The 19838-nt window shown below is 63.7% G+C and carries 16 protein-coding genes; all 16 read left to right on the plus strand.

What is annotated here, in order from left to right; genetic code table 11:
- Positions 1–5425: amino acid adenylation domain-containing protein (locus tag ACQR1W_RS39415; protein ID WP_434855816.1), on the plus strand; the 5425-nt coding region annotated here is incomplete at its 5' end.
- A 152-nt stretch (positions 5426–5577) separates the two neighbouring features.
- Positions 5578–6909 carry an MATE family efflux transporter gene (locus ACQR1W_RS39420; protein WP_434855849.1) on the plus strand — a complete coding sequence of 444 codons (1332 nt, stop codon included), beginning with the start codon at positions 5578–5580 and terminating at the stop codon, positions 6907–6909.
- A gap of 364 nt (positions 6910–7273) precedes the next feature.
- Positions 7274–8605 (plus strand): ABC transporter substrate-binding protein, encoded by a 1332-nt coding sequence (locus tag ACQR1W_RS39425; RefSeq protein WP_434855817.1) that lies wholly within the window; start codon positions 7274–7276, stop codon positions 8603–8605.
- Positions 8606–8717: 112 nt separating this feature from the next.
- Positions 8718–9677: a carbohydrate ABC transporter permease gene (locus ACQR1W_RS39430; protein ID WP_434855818.1), complete on the plus strand. Its 960-nt coding sequence runs from the start codon at positions 8718–8720 to the stop codon at positions 9675–9677.
- Positions 9674–10630 carry a carbohydrate ABC transporter permease gene (locus ACQR1W_RS39435; protein WP_434855819.1) on the plus strand — a complete coding sequence of 319 codons (957 nt, stop codon included), beginning with the start codon at positions 9674–9676 and terminating at the stop codon, positions 10628–10630. The genes ACQR1W_RS39430 and ACQR1W_RS39435 overlap by 4 nt, the downstream gene beginning before the upstream one ends.
- Positions 10627–10845, plus strand: a complete 219-nt coding sequence (locus tag ACQR1W_RS39440) for a hypothetical protein (protein ID WP_434855820.1) — start codon at positions 10627–10629, stop codon at positions 10843–10845. Before ACQR1W_RS39435 ends, ACQR1W_RS39440 begins: the two co-directional genes overlap by 4 nt.
- A 3-nt stretch (positions 10846–10848) precedes the next feature.
- The gene (locus ACQR1W_RS39445; RefSeq protein ID WP_434855821.1) at positions 10849–11958 is read left to right on the plus strand and encodes an ABC transporter ATP-binding protein; all 1110 of its coding nucleotides are present in this window, start codon (positions 10849–10851) and stop codon (positions 11956–11958) included.
- Positions 11951–12964 (plus strand): ABC transporter ATP-binding protein, encoded by a 1014-nt coding sequence (locus tag ACQR1W_RS39450; RefSeq protein WP_434855822.1) that lies wholly within the window; start codon positions 11951–11953, stop codon positions 12962–12964. The genes ACQR1W_RS39445 and ACQR1W_RS39450 overlap by 8 nt, the downstream gene beginning before the upstream one ends.
- A gap of 3 nt (positions 12965–12967) precedes the next feature.
- Positions 12968–13573: a dihydroxyacetone kinase subunit DhaL gene (dhaL, locus tag ACQR1W_RS39455; protein WP_434855823.1), complete on the plus strand. Its 606-nt coding sequence runs from the start codon at positions 12968–12970 to the stop codon at positions 13571–13573.
- A gap of 2 nt (positions 13574–13575) precedes the next feature.
- A complete protein-coding gene (gene dhaM, locus ACQR1W_RS39460) occupies positions 13576–13974 on the plus strand; it encodes a dihydroxyacetone kinase phosphoryl donor subunit DhaM (protein ID WP_434855824.1) in 399 nt (132 codons plus the stop codon).
- A 41-nt stretch (positions 13975–14015) separates the two neighbouring features.
- Positions 14016–14294 carry an HPr family phosphocarrier protein gene (locus tag ACQR1W_RS39465; protein WP_035983188.1) on the plus strand — a complete coding sequence of 93 codons (279 nt, stop codon included), beginning with the start codon at positions 14016–14018 and terminating at the stop codon, positions 14292–14294.
- 5 nt (positions 14295–14299) lie between these two features.
- Positions 14300–15901 carry a phosphoenolpyruvate--protein phosphotransferase gene (gene ptsP, locus ACQR1W_RS39470; protein WP_434855825.1) on the plus strand — a complete coding sequence of 534 codons (1602 nt, stop codon included), beginning with the start codon at positions 14300–14302 and terminating at the stop codon, positions 15899–15901.
- Positions 15898–16353 (plus strand): hypothetical protein, encoded by a 456-nt coding sequence (locus ACQR1W_RS39475; protein WP_434855826.1) that lies wholly within the window; start codon positions 15898–15900, stop codon positions 16351–16353. Before ptsP ends, ACQR1W_RS39475 begins: the two co-directional genes overlap by 4 nt.
- Entirely contained in the window at positions 16350–17339 is a 990-nt protein-coding gene (gene dhaK, locus ACQR1W_RS39480) for a dihydroxyacetone kinase subunit DhaK (RefSeq protein WP_434855827.1), read from the plus strand. Before ACQR1W_RS39475 ends, dhaK begins: the two co-directional genes overlap by 4 nt.
- 211 nt (positions 17340–17550) lie before the next feature.
- Positions 17551–18804: an ABC transporter substrate-binding protein gene (locus tag ACQR1W_RS39485; RefSeq protein ID WP_434855828.1), complete on the plus strand. Its 1254-nt coding sequence runs from the start codon at positions 17551–17553 to the stop codon at positions 18802–18804.
- Between the two features lie 122 nt (positions 18805–18926).
- Positions 18927–19751 (plus strand): helix-turn-helix domain-containing protein, encoded by an 825-nt coding sequence (locus ACQR1W_RS39490; RefSeq protein WP_434855829.1) that lies wholly within the window; start codon positions 18927–18929, stop codon positions 19749–19751.
- Positions 19752–19838 lie beyond the last annotated feature (87 nt).

The following is a 19838-nucleotide window of genomic DNA, read 5'->3' on the forward strand; positions in this document are numbered from 1 at the left end:
GTGGCAGCGGCGCTGGCTGGCGGAAGCCGCCCTGCAGCGGCAGCTTCACTATTGGACGCAGCAGCTGGCGGGCGCGCCGGCAGGGCTCGAGCTTGCGACCGACCGGCCGCGGCCGGCCGTGCCGAGCTTTCGTGGCGCGGTGCATCGCTTCACCGTCGATGCGACGTGCACGGCAGCGCTGTCGAAGCTGGCGCGGGCGGAGGGTGCGACGCTGTTCATGGTGCTGCTGGCGGCATTCGACGTGCTGCTGTCGCGCTGGAGCGGGCAGGAGGATGTGGTGGTCGGCACGCCGATTGCCGGACGGACCCGCGCCGAGACCGAGGCCCTGATCGGGTTCTTCGTCAACATGCTGGCGTTGCGCACCGACCTGTCCGGGTCGCCGTCGTTCCGCGACCTGCTGCGGCGGGTGAAGGCTGCCGCGCTCGATGCCTATGCGCATCAGGAACTGCCGTTCGAGAAGCTGGTGGAGGCGCTGCATCCGGTTCGTGACCTGAGCCGTGAGCCGATCTTCCAGGTGGTGTTCGCGCTGCAGAACGTGCCGCAGCAGGCGGGCCGGATGGCCGGGCTGACGATCGCGCCGTTCGAGACTGGAGCTATGGCTGCCAAGTTCGACCTGGAGCTGTCGATGACCGAGGCGGATGGCGGGCTGTCGGCGTCGCTGGTCTATGCCACCGATCTGTTCGATGCGTGCACGATCGCACGGCTGGTGGAGCACTTCATGCGCCTGCTGGACGGGATCGTGGCAAAGCCCGACCGTCCGGTCCGGGAGCTTGCGCTGCTAAGCGAAGCGGAGCAACGGCAGCTGATTGTGGACTGGAATGCGACGGCAGCGAGCTATCCGCAGGATGTCTGCCTGCATGAGCTGTTCGCCGAGCACGCCGCACGCCGGCCCGATGCCGTTGCCGTGGTGCTGGACGGGCAGGAGCTCTGCTATGGCGAGCTCGACCGCCGCGCCAACCAGCTCGCGCATCATCTGCAGCGCCTCGGCGTCGGGCCCGACGTGATCGTGGGTCTCTGCGTGGAGCGCTCGCTCGACTTGGTGGTCGGCGTGCTCGGCATCCTCAAGGCGGGCGGGGCCTATCTGCCGCTCGACCCGCGCTACCCGACCGAGCGGCTGGCCTACATGCTGGGGGATGCCAGGGTCCCGGTGCTGCTGACCCAGCAGGCGGTGGTGGAGCGTCTGCCGGCGTCCAGCGCCAGGCTGGTGCGGCTCGATGCCGATGGGCCGCTCATTGCCGAGCAGCCGGACACACTGCCCCTGAGCGGTGTCGATGCCGATCACCTGGCCTATGTGATCTACACCTCGGGCTCGACCGGCAGGCCCAAGGGGGTGATGATCAGTCATCGCGGCATCATGAACCTGGCCGATGCGCAGCTGTCGCAGCTGCCGTTGGAGGAGACCGACCGGATCCTGCAGTTCGCCTCGCTCAGCTTCGATGCGGCGGTGTGGGACCTGGTGATGAGCTGGCGGGTGGGCGCGGCGCTGGTGCTGGCCGCCCAGCACGATTTGATGCCGGGCGAGCCGTTGTGCGAGCTGCTGCTGACGCAACGCATCACCACGGTGCTGTTGCCGCCCGCGGCGTTGGCCGCATTGCCTGTCACATCGTTGCCGGATCTGAAGACGCTGCTGGTCGGCGGCGAGGCGTGCGCGGCGGAGCTGCTGCGGCCGTGGTTGTCGGGACGGCAGGTGTTCAACGCCTATGGGCCGACCGAGGCCAGCGTGTGCACCACGATGTTCCGCTGTGACGGCAACGGCCGGCCGCCGATCGGCCGTCCATTGCCGAACACCAGAACCTATGTGCTGGACCAACAGCTGCAGCCGGTGCCGGTCGGCGTGGCCGGCGAGCTTCATATCGGCGGGGCCGGCTTGGCGCGCGGCTATCTGCTGCGGCCTGGGTTGACGGCGGAACGCTTCGTGCCGAATCCGTTCGCAGCCGGAGAGCGTCTGTATCGCACCGGAGACCTGGTGCGCTGGCGCGCGGATGGCGCGCTGGAGTTCTTGGGGCGGCTGGATACGCAGGTGAAGCTGCGCGGCTTCCGGATCGAGCTCGGTGAGATCGAGGCGGCGCTGTCGGCACAGGAGGGCGTGGCCCAGGCTGCAGCGGTGATCCGGGAGGATGGTGGCGGCAAGCGCTTGGTCGCCTATGTGGTGGTGCATCCGGAGACCTCAGCCGACATCAGCGAGCTGCGCCGGCATCTACAGCAACTGCTGCCGGACTACATGGTGCCGTCAGCCATCGTCAGGCTCGACCACCTGCCGCTGTCGCCGAACGGCAAGCTCGACCGCAACGCGCTGCCGGCGCCGGACCGCAATCGCGAGGCCGACGATCAGCCGCCGCGCAATCCGGTCGAGACCGTGCTGGCCGGACTGTTCGCCGAAGTCCTCGGCCTCGATCGCGTCGGCATCAACGACAACTTCTTCGAGCTCGGCGGTGACTCGATCCAATCCATGCAGCTCGTGGCACGTGCGCGAGGGGCAGGGGTGGCGATCACGCCACGGCAGATCTTTCAATATCAGACGGTCGCGACGCTGACCCAGGTGGCGGATCGGTCGCAAATCATCGCCGATGTCGACAGCGCGCCGCGCTGTGCTCCTCTCACTCCCATTCAGCACTGGTTCTTCGAACAGAGCGGACCGGTCAGGCACTTCAATCAGTCAGTCCTGCTCGAAGTGCCTGCTGATATCAAACGGCCGCGGCTCGAACGTGCGCTCGCATCCCTTCTCATCCATCACGACATGCTGCGCAGCCGGTTTGTCCGAGACGCGACCGGCTGGCGGCAGGAGCTGTCGACCGTCGACGAAGTCCCCGTGACACTCGCGCATTTTGACCTGGCGGAGCTCGCCCCCGACGTACGGATCGCGCAGTTGCAGATTGCTGCGACCACGCTTCAGCAAACTCTCGATCCTGTCGCGGGCCGGCTGGCCGTTGCCGCCTGGTTCGATTTCGGCGTCGAGACGCCCGGCCGCCTTCTGCTCATCATTCACCACCTCGTCGTCGATGGTGTGTCCTGGCGGATTCTGATCGAGGATCTCATGGCGGGCTATGATCAGCTCGAACGCCATGAGACCATTACGCTGCCGGAAAAAACCACCTCATTTCCGACTTGGGCCGCGCGGCTTGCGAGCCACGCCAAATCAACGGAGGTCTTGAACGAACTGGACTTCTGGGCTGGAGCCTGCCGTGACGCGCCGGAATTCCCGGTCGACCGCGTCGTCGCTTCGCGTTGCGCGACCTATGGTGAGACCGAAGGCTTGACGACCCGATTGTCCGTCGACGAGACCGAGGCGCTGCTGACCATGGTGCCGAAAGCCTATCACAGCCGCATCAACGACGCCTTGCTCACGGCACTTGCCGTCGCTCTGACGGATTGGCGCACGGCCCGAGGTGATACCGGAACGGCAACGCTCGTTGATCTCGAAGGTCACGGTCGCGAAGACCTGTTTGCGACGGTTGACCTGTCGCGGACCGTCGGTTGGTTCACGACCATGTTTCCCCTGCGGCTCGATGCAGGACAGCTGGACATCGCCGAGCTCAAGGAAGGCGGACCTGCTGCCGGCACCGCGCTGAAGCGCATCAAGGAGCATCTGCGTCAGGTGCCGCGGGGTGGCATCGGCTGGGGATTGTTGCGTTATCTCAACCCGCGGACCGCGAATGTTCTGCGATCGTTGCCACGGGCTTCGATCAGCTTCAACTATCTCGGACGTTTCGATGAGAGCAGCGAGACGGGCTGGCGTCTCGCAGGCGAGAGCTCCGGCGCGCAGATCGCGCCGGAGAGGGGCAGGGACCATCTGCTCGAAGTGGTATCGCTCGTGAGCGGTGGCAGGTTGCGCCTGGAGTGGCGCTGGTGGCCGGCAGCGCATGATCGCGCGTCGATCGCCGATTTGGCTGACCGCTTCACGGCCGTGCTCCGTGGCCTGATCCGCCATTGCTCCGAACGTTTCTTCGGAGAGTTCACGCCGTCCGACTTCCCTTTGGTTCGGCTCGAGGAGGTGCGGCTTGCGAGCTTACAGCAGCGCTATGCTGACATCGAAGATATCTGGCCGCTCGGGCCGATGCAGCATATCATGCTCGCGCATGCGCAGCGGTCGCCGGACAGTGTCGCCTATCATGAGCAGATCTGGCTGAGGCTGGAGGGCGAACTCGATCGTGTTGCCTTGGAAGCCGCTTGGTTCGAATTGGCGGCCCGACACCCCGTGTTGCGCGTCTCGTTTCCGAGTGACCAAGGTGAGCCCGTGCAGATCGTGCGACGGGGCGCGAAGCGGCCGTGGAGAGCCGCCGATTGGTCGTCGCTCGCGCCTGACCTCATTGACTATCATTTGCAGGAGTTCCTCAGCGAGGATCGCAAGCAGGGCTTCGATCTTGCTGCAGGAGACGTGCTCCGCGCCTCGTTGTTGCGGCACGCGCCTGCGCGCCACACGCTGGTCCTGAGCTTTCATCATCTGCTGCTGGATGGATGGTCGATCGCGCCAATGCTGCGCGAGTTCATGGAGCTCTACCTTGCCGCTCGCGGAGGTCGGCGAGTCCCGTCCGCACCGCGATCTTATCGCGACTATCTCGCCTGGCTGGTCTCGGTGGATCGAACGGCGAGCCGGGCTTTCTGGCTCGACCGCCTGGAAGGTGGGGCGTTGCCGTATCGCCTCAACCTGCCACAAGGAAACCCCGCCGCGCCTGCCGACACGGCTGGAGAGCATCGCGTGATGCTCCTGGAGCGGCTGACGGCTCGGCTTCAGTCCGCTGCACAAGCCCGGCACCTGACCTTGAATACGCTGGTTCAGGGCGCATGGACTTTGGCTCTTGCGCGCCATGCGAAGAGCGGCGGCGAAATCGTGTTCGGGATGACGACCGCAGTCAGGCCGGGCGAATTGCCAGGCGTCGAACAGATCCTCGGACTATGCACCAACATTCTGCCACGGCGGGTTCAGATCGATCCGGCCACGCATGTGACGGATTGGCTCGCCGATTTGCAGGCGCGGCAGGTGGAGGAGCAAGCCCACGATCGATGCCCGCTGCAGGAGATCCAACGTTGGATCGGTGCGCCAGCCGACCAGGCGCTGTTCGAGGCGGTCGTCATCTTCGAGAATTATCCGACCGGGACCTTGCTTGCGGACAGCGCGGCCGTCGTGCCGGATGACATCAGCGTTGCCGCGACCGGCAGCTTCGAGGCCGGCATCGATTTTCCGTTATGCCTGGTGATCGCTCCCGGCGCCCGGATGAGCTTCCGGCTGATCTTCAGCCCGCAACGCTTTGATGCCACGGCGGTGAAATGCCTGTTGGACGATGTCGTCGAATGTCTCATGGCAATCGCGGACGATCCCGAGCAACGGCTAGGCTCGCTCTGGCAGGAATCTCCAGGCCGTGCGACGCCTATAAGCGCAAGACGAAGCGAGCCAACGGCGAGGGTCGATCAGACTGAGCCGGTATGATGCCGAACGGCACGTCAAGGCGCGCGCGGCGTGTCCGCTTGCCGGGTGCGCCGCGGATGCGAGCCGACGATGCGCGGCTCGACGTTCGACCAGCGCCGCAACCGGCCGCCGAGCGATCGGGTTCGAGCAGCGAGGTACCGCTATGGCGGGAGATGGTGCGGTTTGCGATCCCGCAGACCGCAAGCGCCGCGTTGCAACTGCTGTCTGGTACTATCACCGCCATCTATTTTGGACAGCTTCTCGGACGATCGGCGCTTGCCGTCGCTTCCGCCTTCTTCCCGGTGTTCTTTCTGCTCGTCTCTTTTCTGATCGGGCTGATCTCTGGCGGCATCGTGCTGGTCGCGCGCGCCCATGGCGCTGGCGACGCGCTTCAGGTCAAAAGTGTCACAGGAACCACCCTCTCTGTCTGCGCCTTGCTCAGCATTGCGATCGCAATCGTGGGTTACCTCGTCTCTCCCGAGCTGCTCGCCATCATGGCAACACCGTCAGACATCATGTCCTCGGCCATCGACTACGCGCGCGTGACGTTCGTCTCGTTGCCGCCCCTGACATTGCTCTTTGCGTATACGTTCCTTCTGCGCGGTACCGGCGATGCGCAGACCCCGCTGCTGCTGATGACCCTGTATATCGGCCTCACGCTGGTGCTGACGCCGGCCTTGATCCAGGGGTGGTTCGGGTTGCCGCAGGTCGGTGTGACCAGCGCTCCATGGGCCAGCCTCATCGCTTGCGCAGTATCGCTTCCGGTCCTCGTCGCCTATTTGCAGCAGCAGAGGCATCCTATGGCGCTCGACCGGCAACTCGTTCGCCAGCTTCGGATCGATCGAAACATCGCCGCGCCGTTTTTCGGCATTGGTGTGCCCAGCGGGATTCAGACCGCAGTGACCTCCCTGTCGGAAGTCGCAATGGTCACGCTGATCAACCCGTTTGGATCGGGCGCGACTGCGGCCTATGGTGCCGTCAACCAGGTGGTCGGATATCTGCTGGCGCCCATGCAAGCTGTCGGGCTCGCTGCGACCGTCTTTGCTGCGCAGGCGATCGGTGCACGCAAGCCCGACCGCTTGGGCGCAGTCACGCGCATCGGAATTGTGCTGGACTTGCTGGTCGGAATTCCCACGGTGATCGTGATCGGCGTATTTTCGACCGCCATTCTCTCGTGGTTCGTGGTCGATCCCGCGACTTTGGCGATTGCCGAACGGGCGCTGCTGATCGTGCTGTGGAGCTATGTGGTCGTGGGAATCAACGACGTGCTGGCCGGAATCATGCGCTCGACCGGAACGGTGGCCTGGCCCACAGTGATTGTCCTGGCCGGGATATGGCTGGTGCAATTGCCGGCGGCCTACTTGCTGTCCCGCTCCGTCGGACTTGAAGGGGTCTGGATGGGCTATCCCGCAGGATTCATCGCCGCTTTGATCGCTCAAGTCACATATTTTGGATTGGTGTGGAGACGTCGAACCCACGGGGTGACGGGTCCGCGCGTACCATAGCGATCGACGGCATTTCTGTTGCAGCCCAAGTCGGTGCTCGGCGATCAGCGGGCGCCGCCGTCAGCGCCACACTATTGAAGAGAATTAGCACCGCGCAGGAGGGACTCTCGTCCTCCGCCAACACATCGTGAGCTCCCGCGCACTAAACATCCTGCGCTGCAGCACGAGAAATTGCGCTTGACTTGTTTAGTGATGCCCATTCTACTAAACAAAATACTTAACTCGGACACTTGATCCGGGAGTGATCGAGGAAATGCAGAGCGGCGCGTCGTGACCCAACGAGGCACGTCCGATCGTCCGCCCACCAGGCATCTGCCGCAACTCAACGAAAATGGGGGCGGCGCAAACAGGGAGGGAGAGCCAGATGAAAGTGCTGCGGAATTTTGCACTCACGGCGGCTGTTGCTGCCGGGATGGCGCTAGGCGCGTCGGCATCGGCGCGCGCGGAAGGGAAGACCATTACGCTCTGTTGGGCGGCCTGGGACCCTGCGAACGCGCTGGTCGAGCTGTCGAAGGACTTCACCGCCAAGACCGGCGTGAACATGAAGTTCGAGTTCGTGCCGTGGCCGAACTTCGCCGATCGCATGCTCAACGAGCTCAACTCCAAGGGCAAGCTGTGCGATCTCATGATCGGCGACTCGCAATGGATCGGCGGCGCCGCCGAGAACGGCCAATACGTGAAGCTCAACGACTTCTTCGACAAGGAAGGTATCAAGATCTCCGACTTCATGCCGGCCACCGTGCTCGGCTACGCCGAATGGCCGAAGGGAACGCCGAACTACTGGGCGTTGCCGGCAATGGGCGACGCCAATGGCTGGACCTACCGCAAGGATTGGTTCTCACGGCCCGAACTGAAGGAGGAGTTCAAGAAGAAGTATGGCCGCGACCTCGACGTGCCGAAAACGCAGATGGAGCTGAAGGATATTGCCGAATTCTTCCAGAACCGCGTGATCGACGGCAAGACGGTCTATGGCGCAGCCATCTTCACCGAGCGCGGTTCGGAAGGCATCACCATGGGTGTGACCAACGCGCTCTATCCGTTCGGCTTCAAATATCAGAACCCCGCCAAGCCCTATGATATGCAGGGTTTCGTCAACTCCGACGATGCTGTGAAGGGATTGGAGTTCTACAAGGCGCTTTACAAATGCTGCACTCCGCCGGGCTATTCCAACGGCTATATGCAGGAAGGCCTCGACGCCTTCAAGTCGGGACAGGTGGCGCTGCAGATGAACTGGTTCGCCTTCTTCCCCGGACTCTACAAGGACCCGAATGTCGGCGGAGACAAGATCGGCTTCTTCGTCAATCCGCAGCAGAAGGAGAAGGGCTCGCAACTCGGTGGGCAGGGCATTTCGGTGGTGGCCTATTCGCCGAACCGCGCCGAGGCGCTCGCTTACATCAAGTGGTTCGCTGCGCTCGACACCCAGAAGAAATGGTGGGCGCTCGGCGGCTATAGCTGCCACAAGGGCGTCTTGAACGATCCGAACTTCAAGAACACCGCGCCCTTCGCCGCCGACTTCCTCGTTGCGATGGACCAGGTCGTCGACTTCTGGGCCGAACCCTCTTACGCTCAGCTTCTGCTGGCAATGCAGAAGCGCGTTCACGACTACGTCGTCGCCGACCAGGGCACGGCGAAAGGAGCGCTCGACGGCCTGATCTCCGACTGGACCAAGGTGTTCAAGGAGGACGGCAAGATTTAGAGCGGATCGCTGCGAGCTCATCTCGCGACGATCCGTCGTCAACAGCTGGCCGGCAAGCCCGAGGCTTGCCGGCACTCCTCCCAGACCCGGCTAGCTGAAAAAAGACTGCGTCATGACCGAGCAAACCGGACTGAGCCTGATCGATCGGGCGGCGCTGGTGACCCCGCCGTCGCTTGCACGGCGCGTCCATGGCCTGTCCGAACGCGCGATCGCCTGGGTCTTCATCACGCCAACGATGCTGCTCCTGCTGGCGATCAACATCTTTCCCCTGATCTGGACGATCTGGCTTTCCTTCACCAACTATCGCGCCAACCGGCCCAATGCGCCTGTGCTCAATGTCGGGCTCTCCAACTACCAGTCGATCCTCACCGATCCGGATGTCTGGGCGGCGATGACGGTCACGGCGCGGTTCGTGTTCTGGACCATCCTGATCCAGACCGTGCTCGGATTTGCGCTCGCCTGGCTGATCGACAAAAAGTTCCGCGGCCACGGGCTGTGGACCACGCTGATCCTCTTGCCCATGATGCTGTCGCCGGCGGTGGTCGGCAATTTCTGGACATTCTTGTACCAGCCGCAGATCGGCCTGTTCAACTACGCCGTCGCGGCGATCTCTGGCGTGCCACCGTCCTCATTTCAGATGCTGGCGCAGGTGCCGCTTGCGCCATGGGCGATCGTCATCGTCGACAGCTGGATGTGGACGCCTTACGTGATGCTGATCTGTCTGGCCGGTCTTCGCTCCATTCCCGACTATATCTATGAGGCCGCCGAGGTGGACCGCGCCTCACCCTGGCGTCAGTTCTGGTCGATCACCTTGCCGATGGCGCTGCCCTTCATCATGCTGGCGGTGCTGTTCCGCGGCATCGAGAACTTCAAGATGTTCGACATGGTCAATCTGCTGACCGGTGGCGGACCCGGCTCGACCACGGAAGTCGCCTCGATCACGCTGAAGCGGGAGGCATTCGAGAAGTGGCGCACGGGCTATTCGTCCGCGTTCGCGATCATCCTGTTTGTCACCGTCTTTGGCCTTGCCAACATTTACGTGAAGGCGCTCAACCGGGTGAAAAGCCGATGACCGCTGGCCTCGCAACAGCCCATTCCGTGGTCGATCCGTCGCCGCTGACCAAGCGGATCGCGTCTGTGGTCGTGATCGGCTATGCGCTGATCACACTCGTTCCGCTGGTGTGGATCTTTCTGACTGGTTTCAAGTCGCCGTCGGACGCGATCGCCTATCCGCCGAAGATCTTCGCCGCACCGACGCTCGAAGGCTATTGCAACCTGTTTACGACGCGGACGCGGCAGGCGCCGGAGTACATGGCGAAACTGCCGCCGGCTGCCAATCTCTGCGACCGCATTTCGCGCGGCCGCAACATGGTGGTGGCGGGACCGTCGAACTACATTCCGCGCTACATCAACTCGCTGGTGATCGCCTTTGGCTCGACGGCGCTGTCGGTGGGGCTCGGCACCCTTGCGGCCTACGCGTTTTCGCGATTCAAGATACCGCTCAAGGACGATCTGCTGTTCTTCATCCTGTCGACCCGGATGATGCCGCCGATCGCGGTCGCCATTCCGATTTACTTGATGTATCGCGAACTCGGGCTGTCCGACACCAAGCTCGGCATGATCCTGCTTTATACCTCGGTCAACATCTCGCTCGCGGTATGGCTGCTGAAAGGCTTCATCGACGAGATTCCGCGTGAATATGAGGATGCGGCGATGGTCGACGGCTATACGCGGCTGCAGGCCTTCTTCAAGGTCGTGCTGCCGCAGGCGACCACGGGCATCGTCGCGACTGCCATCTTCTGTCTGATCTTCGCCTGGAACGAATACGCCTTCGCGGTGTTGCTGACCTCCGGTTCGGCACAGACGGCGCCGCCCTTCATTCCCATCATCATCGGTGAGGGCGGCCAGGATTGGCCGGCGGTCGCAGCTGGTACGACGCTATTCCTCATCCCCATCGTCGTTTTCACGGTGCTGCTGCGTAAGCACCTGCTGCGCGGCATCACATTCGGAGCGGTGCGCAAATGAGCCGGATGATCCGAGGACATAGCTTGCCGATCGGACGCTCGCGCGGGCCGCGCCTGTTGCGTCGCGGCCCGCTGGAGAGCCTCGCCACGGCCTTGATTGTGGCCGGTGTGCTGATGCTGCTGCAGCCCTTCGCGCTTGTGCTCTACACTTATTCTTTTGTCACCACGCTCATCGGCGTCGTGATGTTCACCATCGTTTCCAAATTTCCGGATTGAGCCATGGCCGAGATCCGGATCGACAATCTCGTGAAGCAGTTCGGCGGCTTTGCTGCCGTGCGTGGCACAAGCTTCACGATCGCCGACGGCGAGTTCTTCTGTCTGCTCGGCCCCTCCGGCTGCGGCAAGACGACGACCTTGCGGATGATCGCCGGATTGGAGCTGCCGACATCAGGCACGATCAGGCTTGGCGGCGAGGACGTCACCTTTCTCCGCGCGCGCGAGCGCGACATTGCGATGGTCTTCCAGCTGTTCGCACTCTATCCCCACATGAATGTGCGCAAGAACATCTCCTTTCCCCTGGTCTCGATCGGCTTGCCGAGGGCCGAGATCAGGCGGCGCGTCGAGGAGGCCGCTCGCATCCTGCGCATCGATCAGCTGCTTGATCATCCCGTCGGCGGATTGTCGGGCGGCGACAGGCAGCGCGTTGCGCTTGGCCGCGCTATCGTGCGCGAGCCAAAGGCGTTTCTGATGGATGAGCCGCTCGGCGCGCTTGATGCCGAATTCCGTCACATCATGTGCGGCGAGCTGCGGGCGTTGCACGACCGGCTCAAGGCCACCACGGTATTCGTCACCCACGATCAGCTTGAGGCGATGTCGATGGCCGACAAGATCGCGGTGATGAACAATGGTGTTGTCGAGCAGCTCGGCAGCCCGCAGGAGATCTATGATCGGCCGGCGACCATGTTCGTCGCCGACTTCATCGGCTCGCCGCCGATGAACTTCATCCGCTGTCCCGGTCGTCTCGCCTCCGGTGCGACGCAGGTGACGATCGACCGAGCCGAAATCAGCGTTCCGCAATTGCGGGAGGATGCGACGACGGAGGATCTGGTGCTCGGCGTGCGGCCGGAGCAGGTGACTCTCTGCGACGACGGCGGCTTCCGCGGCGAGGTGTTCGGCACGGAATATCTCGGAACCACGCAGATCGTGACCATCACGACCGCGCATGGCACGGTGAAGGCGCGCCTGCCGGCCTCCGTCCGCGTCGAGCGCTCCGAGCGCGTCGGGATGTCGTTCCGTGCGGACCGGCTCTCGCTGTTCAATGGTGTCACGGGTCGCGCGATCCGTACGGCGCTGCACGAACAGCCGGCGAGAGGAGGGCGGCGTGGCTGAGACAAGGCTCAAATCGGTTGCCAAGTCGTTCGGCACCAGGCAGGCGGTAAACGATCTGTCGCTGACGATCGGAGACGGCGAACTTGTGGTGTTGCTGGGGCCGACCGGTGCCGGCAAGACCACGACGCTGCGGCTGGTTGCCGGTCTCGAAACCCCGGATAGCGGCAGCGTGATGATCGGCGGCATTGATCACACGCGGTCGACGCCGGCTGTGCGCGACGTGACCTTCGTGTTTCAGCAATATTCGCTGTATCCCCACCTGAGCGTTTACGACAATCTCGCCTTCCCCCTGCGCTCGCCAGTGCGCCGGACGCCGGAGGCTGAGATCAAGCGCATCATCGGCCAGGTCGCCGCGATGCTGCGCATCGAGGACAAGCTCGCCAGCCGCGCAACCCAGCTATCCGGCGGCCAGATGCAGCGCGTGGCGATTGGCCGGGCGCTGGTGCGTCGTCCCGCCATCGCGCTCTTGGATGAGCCGCTGTCGTCGCTGGATGCCAAGCTGCGGTCGGACCTGAGAATCGAGCTGAAGCGCATCCAGCAGGATCTCGGCGCGACCATGCTCTATGTGACCCACGATCAGGTCGAGGCGATGACGCTCGCCAACCGCATCGGCGTGATGGATCAGGGCCAGCTCGTTCAGGTCGGCACCCCGCGCGAGGTCTACGAGGATCCGGCCAATGCCTATGTCGCGACACGGCTCGGCAGCCCCGGCATCAATCTGCTTCCGCGCGCGCTGTTTCCGAACGTTGCGACGCCGCCCGAGGCCATCACAATCGGCGCGCGAACCGAGCACATGACCGTGCGCCGCGCGCGTCGCGAAACGGCAGCTGCTCGCGTGAAATGGATCGAACGGCTCGGCGACCAGAATCATCTGCATATCGATCTTAACAACCATGCCATCGTGAGCCTGGTCGAACCGGATACCGGGTTGAACGTCGGCGATGCCGTGGATATCGAGTTGACCCGGCCGCTTTGCTTCGATCGCGCTGGCGAGCGGGTGAGATAGACCATGGATGATGCTTTCAAACGCAGACTGATCCTGGCAATGACAGGGACCATTGTCTCTCATGCCGAGGAGCTGACCGCACTCGACCAGGCGATCGGTGACGGCGATCACGGCCTCAACATGAAGCGTGGTTTCGAGGCCGTCCTTGCTGACGCCGACAATATCGCGGCCAAACCCTTGCCGGATGGATTGAAGGCGGTCGGCATGGCGCTGGTGATGAAGGTCGGCGGGGCGTCCGGCCCGCTCTACGGCACGCTCGCGATGGGATTGGGCAAGGCTTTGCCGCCTGACCCGACGGCGGCTGAGGCGGCGGCCGCGCTCGGCCGCGCCATCGACGAGGTGAAGGCGCGCGGCAAGTCGGACGCAGGGCAAAAGACGATGCTTGACGTGCTGGTCCCGGTGCAGGCGGCCTTCGCGACCGGCGGCGCCGATCTTGCGGACCGGCTTGCAATGGTCGCACGCGAAGCTGCCGACGCGACCGTGCCGATGAAGGCGATCCGCGGCCGCGCCTCCTTCCTCGGCGAACGCTCGATCGGCCACATGGACCCCGGCGCGCGTTCCGCCAGCCTGCTGGTGCAGGCGGTCTGCAATGTCTTCAACGAGGCCTGAATATGGATCAACGAAACAATGTCGGCATCGTCATCGTCTCGCATTCCGCCAAGGTGGCGGAAGGCGCGGCCGACATGGTGCGACAGATGGTCGGCGACACGGTGCCGCTCGCGGCCGTTGGCGGCAATGCCGATGGCGGGCTCGGGACCGACGTCGGTGCCATCATGGGCGCCATCGACAGGGCATGGTCGGAGGCTGGCGTAGCCATTCTCGTCGATCTCGGCGGTGCCGAGACCAACAGCGAGATGGCGGTCGAAATGATGCCGGAGGCGCGGCGGGAGCGGATCGTGATCTGCAACGCGCCTTTGGTCGAAGGTGCTGTCATGGCGGCAGCGGAAGCCTCGGGCGGGTCGCCGCTCGACGTGGTGCGCGCCACTGCAGAGGAGCTGATGGGGGGATGAGGGGCGGCCATGAGCGCGCAGATCGGAAGGAGGAGCTCGCGATGCAGGAAGTGAAAGCGCATGCGCTGTTGACCAATGAGGTCGGACTGCATGCGCGCCCGTCGGTCAAGCTGACCCAGCTCGCGAAGCGCTTTGCCGCCACGGTGGAAGTCGCGATCCGCGCCGACGGACCATGGACAGATGCCAAGAGCCCGGTGAAGATCATGCGGGTAAAAGCGGCCAAGGGAGAGACGCTGTTCATGCGCGCGAACGGCAGCGATGCCCAGGCGGCCGTCACGGCGCTGGTCGATCTGGTGAACCGCAAATTCGAGGAGGAGTAGTCTCCATGCAGCGGCGACTGGTGGGTCGCGCAGCTTCGAGTGGACTCGCTGTCGGTCCCGCCCTGTTGTTGCGTGCGCCGGAAACATCGAAGCGCAAGCCCGGCACGGTCGCGGAGGAGCGTGCAGCGCTTGCTGATGCGGTCGCAGGCGCCCGCGATGCGGTGGCAAGCCTGGCGTCGGAGCTCGTTGGCGACGCCGCTGATATGATCGCGTTTCAGCTCGCATTGCTGGAGGACGACGCATTGACCGTCTCAGCCTATGCGCAGATCGAGGCCGGTGTTGCTGCCGATGTTGCCTGGCTGTCTGCAATGCAGGAGGAGATCGCGGGTTACGAGACGGCCGAGGACGAATATTTTCGCGCGCGCGCGGCCGATCTCACCGATATCCGCGATCGGGTGTTGCGTCGTCTGTTTGGCCTGCAGCAGGCCGACCTGCCCGAGGGGGCAATCGTTGTGGCACGTGACCTGCCACCTTCGACTTTCCTTGGCATTGACTGGTCGCGAGGCGGCGGCATCGCGCTCGGCGACGGCAGTCCGACCAGTCACGTTGCGATGCTGGCGCGGAGCAGGGGAGTGCCGATGGTCGTCGGCCTCGGCCGCGAAGTTGAGAAGCTCGCCGGCACGCTGCTGGTCGACGGCGGGACCGGAAACGTCATGATCGACCCGGATTCAGAAGCCGTTTCAATGGCGCGGGATGCGAGCGAGAGGTTGGCGCGCCGGAAGGCAAGTGCAGTGGAATGGCAATGCGAGCCGGCGGTCACTGTCGACGGCGTTGCGATTGCCGTGCTGGTCAATGTTTCGGGGGCCGCCGACATCGCGGGTTTGCCCGCGGCGGCGTGCGACGGCATCGGCCTTGCGCGCACCGAGTTCCTCACCGCGAACCTGCTCCGCGACGAAGATGCGCAATATCGCACCTATGCCGAACTGGTGCGCTGGGCCGAGGGGAGCCCCGTCACCATTCGCACGCTCGATGCCGGCGGCGACAAGCCGATTCCAGGCTACACGGTCGATGGCGAGAGCAATCCGTTTCTCGGCCTGCGCGGCCTGCGGCTCTCACTGCGGCACCCGGACATCTTCCGCATCCAGCTGCGCGCGCTGGCGCGTGCCGCAGCGCTGGGGCCGCTGAAGATCATGCTGCCGATGGTCACCCATCCCGCCGAGTTTGAGGCAGCTCACGAGCATCTTCGCGCGGTCCTGGCCGAACTTGCCGAAAGCAGAGCAGCCTTTGCCGAGCCAAGCTTCGGCATGATGGTCGAGGTGCCGGCTGCTGCGCTGGCTGCGCAGGATTTTGCTGCGGGCTTCTTCTCGATCGGCACCAACGATCTGACGCAATATGCCACCGCGGCCGCGCGGGACGGCGCCGAGGTCGCGGACTATGCCGATGTGCTGCATCCTGGCGTGCTAGCCATGATCGCCCATGTCGTGCTTGCAGGCCGCGATAAGGGCATCGAGGTCTCCGTCTGCGGCGATGCGGCAGGCGATGCGCGCAGCATACCCGCGCTGTTGGCTGTGGGCGTGCGGAGCCTGTCGGTCGCGCCCGGCCTGTTGCCGATGGTCAAGCAGACCATTCGTGAACTCGACCTTGTCAGGCTGACGGAGAGGGCATGAGCGACGCCGAGACTCCGTCCATTCCGGCCAGCCCGCTCGCCGAATACAAGGCGATCCTGCGTGCCGTCATCGACAGCCGACCTTCCGGCACGCGGCAACGGCTGGCGGCGGCGATCGGCAAGAACAGAAGCTTCATCTCGCAGATCGTCAATCCGACCTATCCGACGCCAATTCCCGTCCAGCACCTCGACACGATCTTTCACATCTGTCACTTCGCCCCGCAGGAGCAGCGGGCCTTCCTGGCTGCCTATCGTGCCGCTCATCCCGGCCGGCTCGATGACATCGAGAGCAAGCGGCCGATGCGGCGTCTGGTCGTCGAGCTCCCTGATTTTGGCGATCCGATCGCCAATGCACATGCGGATCGCATCATCGCAGGCGTTGCACGCGGCATCACGGCACTGATGTCCGCCAATGAAAACGAAGACGACGCTGAACCAGGAGGAAAGTCATGAAGAAGCTGATCAATGCCGTTCCTGACGTGCTCTCCGAGAGCCTCCAGGGATTTGCCGCGGTTCACGGCGATATTCTCAAGCTCGGCGATGACAACAAGTTCGTGTGCCGCAAGACGGTTAAGCCCGGAAAGGTCGGGCTCATCTCGGGCGGCGGCTCCGGGCATGAGCCGCTCCACGCAGGCTTTGTCGGCATGGGCATGCTCGACGCGGCGTGCCCGGGCCAGGTCTTCACGTCGCCGACACCGGACCAGATGCTCGCGGCGGCGGCCGCGGTCGAAACAGGTGCGGGTTGTCTGTTCGTGGTCAAGAACTACGAAGGCGACGTGATGAATTTCGCGATGGCCGCGGAAATGATGGAGACACCGGTTGCAACCGTGATCACCGACGACGACGTCGCGGTCGAGACCTCGACCTATTCCACCGGTCGGCGCGGTGTCGCTGGTACGCTTGTCGTGGAGAAGGTGCTGGGTGCCGCGGCAGAACAGGGGCGGGATCTCGCTGCGCTGAAGGCGCTTGGCGATGACGTCAACCGGCGTACCCGCTCGATGGGCGTGGCGCTTTCATCCTGCACGGTGCCGGCAGCCGGTAAGCCGACATTCTCGCTCGGTGAAGATGAGATGGAGATGGGCGTCGGCATTCATGGCGAGCCGGGCCGTCGCCGGGTCAAGCTCGCGTCCGCCGACGCCATCGCCGAGGAGATGATGGGCGCGATCCTATCTGATCTTTCGCCGAAGCCCGGCACGCCTTGCCTGCTGCTCGTCAACGGCTTTGGCGGCACGCCAGCGATGGAGCTCTATGTGATGGCCAACTCGGCGCAACGGATCTTGCAGGGCCGTGGCCTCACCATCGGCCGCGGTCTGGTAGGGTCCTACGTCACCTCGCTCGAGATGGCCGGCTGCTCGCTCACTGTGACCATGCTCGACGACGCGACGACCGCACTGTGGGACGCCCCCGTGCACACCGCAGCGCTTCGCTGGGGCTGCTGAAGCTTCAGTCTCGGCCGGCCGCTTTGTCGCAGTTCCGACCTGCTGCAATGCGGCGACGGCTCGCGCCGCACCATTCAAAATGAGACTGCCTGTCAAGCGTGCCGGCGCGCCGCCCGGCGCGCCGTCGACATCCTGCGCTAGCCTCGCTTCTGAACAGGGGGAGGCGTGCGACCTCTTGCCCTGACGTGAAGAGCAAACAGGGAGGAGTGGAATGGTCAGACGCAGTTCCGTGCTGATTGCGATCGGCACCATCATGCTATCAACGACGGCCTTCGCGCAGCAGCAGAAAATCAAAGTCGGCGTGACTGCCACCCTGGAGGGCACCTACACCGTGCTCGGCGAGGACGGCATCCGCGGCTTCCAGACGGCGCTCAACGTCCTCGGCAAGACTGTCGGCGACAAGGAACTCGAATTCGTCATCGCCTCGACTGACGCAACGCCGGATTCCGCTGTCCGCGCGGTGCGCAAGCTGATCGAGCAGGACAAGGTGCAGATCCTGCTGTCACCGCTGTCGGGCGACGAGGGCATCGCGGTGAAGAATTTCGCCAAGACCCATCCCGAGCTGACCTTCGTCAACGCGGCGTCCGGTGCGCAGGAGACCACTTACGTGGACCCGGCGCCGAATTTTTTCCGCTACAACATGGACGGCGCGCAGTGGCAGGTGGGCCTCGGCAAATACGCCTATGAGACCAAGGGCTACCGCAAGATCGCGACGATCGGCGAGGATTATTCCTTCATCTATACTCAGGTTTTCGGCCTGGTGCTGGAGTTCTGCGGCGCGGGCGGCCAGGTCACGAACCGGCAGTGGGTTCCGCTCGGAACCAAGGACTTCGCTTCCGTCATCGCTGCATTACCCGACGATGTCGACGCGATCTATCTCGGCCTCGGCGGCGCTGACGCGGTCAACTTCCTGAACCAGTACCAGCAGGCCGGCGGCAAGGCGCACCTGATGGGCGGCTCGATCATGATCGATCAGACCATCCTGTCCTCGAAGGGGAGCGCAAAGAACGCGCTGATCGGCACCATCGCCGCGAGCGGTCAGGCTGATACCTGGGACGATCCGAGCTGGCAGAAATTCGTCAAGGCCTATCAGGACGCGTTCCCACCCAACAAGCGGTTCCCGAGCCCGTCGCTGCTCGCGACCAACTACTACGACTCGACCATGGCGCTGATCTTGGCCTTGCGCCAGGTCAATGGCGATCTCAGCGACAACCAGGCCAAGCTGAAGGACGCGCTGGCGAAGATCGAGATTGATGCGCCGAACGGCAAGATCAAGCTCGACTCCAATCGTCAGGCGATTGGAACCAATTTCGTCACGGAGGTGGTGGACGACGGCAAGGGTGCGCTGTTCAGCAAGGTCGTGAAGGTCATTCCCAACGTGAACCAGACGCTTGGCTATGATCCGGCGGTGTTTGCAAAGATCGGCCTGCCAAGCCGTACAGTGCCGGAATGCAAGAAGTACTGACCTAATTTTTGCACCTGCGATAAAGGCCGTGCGCGCTTAGCCGCGTGCACGGCTCTTGAATTCTCGCCGCCGTTGAGGAACGCTGCCGGTCAACAAAAAAGTCCATCCCCGGGAGGGAGCGCATGAGCAGGGCGCTCGCCGTTTTCCACGGCCGGTTCGGTCGCGCGACGGTGTATCAGCTGAACAAGCCCTTCAACGTGCATGCGCATCGTGAAGGGCACCTGATCTTTCATGTCGGAGGAATGCCGGCGAGCATCGATGTCTGCGACCGCCGCTGTCTGCTCGACGACACTTCGATCGTCGCCGTCAATCCCTGGGAACCGCACAACTTCCTGCCGACGGATATCGCTGATGGCGCCGTGTTCTTCGTGCTCTATGTCAATTCCGAATGGTTTGCTCCCGACGCCTCGGGGACTTGCGCCCTGCGGTTCGGGCGGACGCATTTCAAACGCACCGCGGCGTTGGAAAAGCAGATCAGGCGCACCGCAGCGCTGGTCTGTGGCGCGCCGTCTCTGAGCACGCTGGATTGTGAGCTCAGGCATCTGATCGACATCTGCCATGACGAGAGCTGGCAGAGCTGCGACGCCGAGGAGGGACGCGGTGCGGCGGGAGTGACCGATTTTCGCGTCCGCAAGTCGATCAGGCTGATGTCGGAAAGCCCGGGGGCGGAGATCGAGCTCGATACGATTGCGCGCGAAGCGGGGCTCTCGCGGCCGCATTTCTATCGGTTGTTCCGGAACCAGACGGGCGTGACACCGAACCTTTATCTGAACACGTTGATCATGGAGCAGGCGCTGGACGCGCTGGTCACCACGGAGGCTCCGATCCTCGATATCAGCTTCGACCTCGGCTTTTCATCGCAAAGCGGTTTTACGCGGTTCTTCGCCGCCAATGTCGGGATGGCGCCGACCGATTATCGCCGTGCAGCAAAAGTGCTGCGGGCATGACGCATCCGCAAAACGCGAAAAGAGACTGACAATCAAATCAGTCGGCTACGCGGTGGTTAGGCTGCGCAAAAACGTCGGGCGCGTCAA

The sequence above is a fragment of the Bradyrhizobium sp. HKCCYLS1011 genome, from assembly GCF_051167795.1.
GTDB lineage: Bacteria > Pseudomonadota > Alphaproteobacteria > Rhizobiales > Xanthobacteraceae > Bradyrhizobium.